The 1748-nt window shown below is 68.6% G+C and carries 1 protein-coding gene; it reads left to right on the forward strand.

The genetic code is table 11. From position 1 onward, the window contains the following. Positions 1-337 precede the first annotated feature (337 nt). Positions 338-1705, forward strand: coding sequence for a M20/M25/M40 family metallo-hydrolase (locus tag K789_RS0113535; RefSeq protein ID WP_237739604.1), 1368 nt, complete (start codon positions 338-340; stop codon positions 1703-1705). The last annotated feature ends 43 nt before the right edge of the window (positions 1706-1748 follow it).

Here is a 1748-nt window from a genome sequence, read left to right on the forward strand (position 1 = left end):
CGGCAGCCAGGACCGCCGGAAGGCGCATCCTTGACAGTGATGTGCCTCCCGGTTTCTTGCTTCCCGGCGGTGGTGTCGGTGCTGTCGCGGTCCGTGTCGGTGTCATCGCGTTCCCCTAGTGGTTCAGTGATCAGCGTGGTGCTGTGATCAGTGCGTCTGATGGCGGCTGGCGCCGTATCCCCTGGCAGGGCCGGGGGACGGCTTCAAGGTATCCGGGAGTTGTGTCGCGGATGTAACCAGCGTGTAAATGAATTACCGGATTGAATAACGTGATGCAATTCACTTACGCTCACCCTATAGCCGAGGTGTTCAGAAAACCATCCAGGGAGACCCAACCGTGACCATAAATGCGCCGAGCACTGCGACGACCACCCATGGACCGGCGGCAGCTGCTCCCATCGACGCGGCCGCGCTGTGCGCCCGGTTGATCCGCTTCGACACGACCAACCATGGGGAGGGCAGGAGCGCCGGGGAACGGGAGTGCGCGGAATACATTGCCTCGCTGCTGGAGGCCGCCGGCTACACCCCCCTCCTGCTGGGACCCTCGCCGGAACGTGCCTCGGTGGTGGTGCGGATCGAGGGCACGGACCGGTCGCTGCCGGGCCTGCTGGTCCACGCGCACCTCGACGTTGTGCCGGCCGAACCGGAGCAGTGGAACCGCGATCCGTTCTCCGGCGAGATCGACGGCGGCTATATCTACGGCAGGGGTGCCTCCGACATGAAGGACATGGTGGCCATGACCCTCGCGACCCTGCTCAAGTGGTCGGCAGCCGGAACCCGGCCCCAACGGGACATCGTGGTGGCCTTCGTGGCAGACGAGGAGGACAAAGGCGACCACGGCGCGCTCTGGCTGGTGGCCGAGCACCCCGAGCTGTTCGACGGCGTCGAGGCCGCCATCGGCGAGTCCGGCGGCCACGCCACGCTCCTCACCGCCGTCGACGGCGCCCCGGTCCGGCTGTACCCGGTGGCAGTGGCGGAGCGCGGCACCCTGCACATCCGGGTCCGGGCCGAAGGGACCTCCGGCCACGGCTCCCGCCCGGTGCCGGCCAACGCCGTCAAAACCCTGATCTCCGGACTCGAGCGGGTGGGAAACCACCGCTGGCCGCTGACCCTCACGCCGGCGGTGCGCGCCTACATTGAGCAGACCTCTGCGGCGCTGGGGCACACCGCGGACCTGGACACCGAGGCAGGAGTCGGGCTGGCCATTGACGCCATGGGTGCGGCGGGTACCGTGGCGGGGGTGACCATCCGCTGCTCTTCCACCCCCACAGTGCTGCGCGCCGGCTACAAGGTCAACGTCATCCCGGGCGTTGCCGAAGCCGATATCGACATCCGCTGCCTGCCGGGGACCCAGGAATCCGCCATGGAGACCATCGACGCGCTGCTGGGGCCGGGGATCACGCGGGAATTCCTCTCACACCAGCCGCCGACCCAATCGGATGCGGACTCGCACTGGTTTGAATCGATGCGCCGTGCGCTGCTGCGGCACGACCCGGCCGCCGTCGTGGTGCCGTACTGCATGGGCGGCGGGACGGATGCCAAGGCCTTCGCCCCGCTGGGGATTTCCTGCTTCGGCTTCGCGCCCCTGGGCGCCGACCTGGGTGGCCGGACCGTGGACGGCGTGCACGGTGTGGACGAGCGTGTCCCGGTGGCGAGCGTCCGCAGCGGGCAGCTCATCCTGCAGGACTTCCTGGAGAACGTATGAGTGCCCGGCCGGCTACCGGCGTGGACGGGCAGCCCGGCGGGGG

The sequence above is a fragment of the Arthrobacter sp. TB 26 genome, assembly GCF_000427315.1.
In the GTDB taxonomy this organism is placed as follows: Bacteria; Actinomycetota; Actinomycetes; order Actinomycetales; family Micrococcaceae; genus Arthrobacter.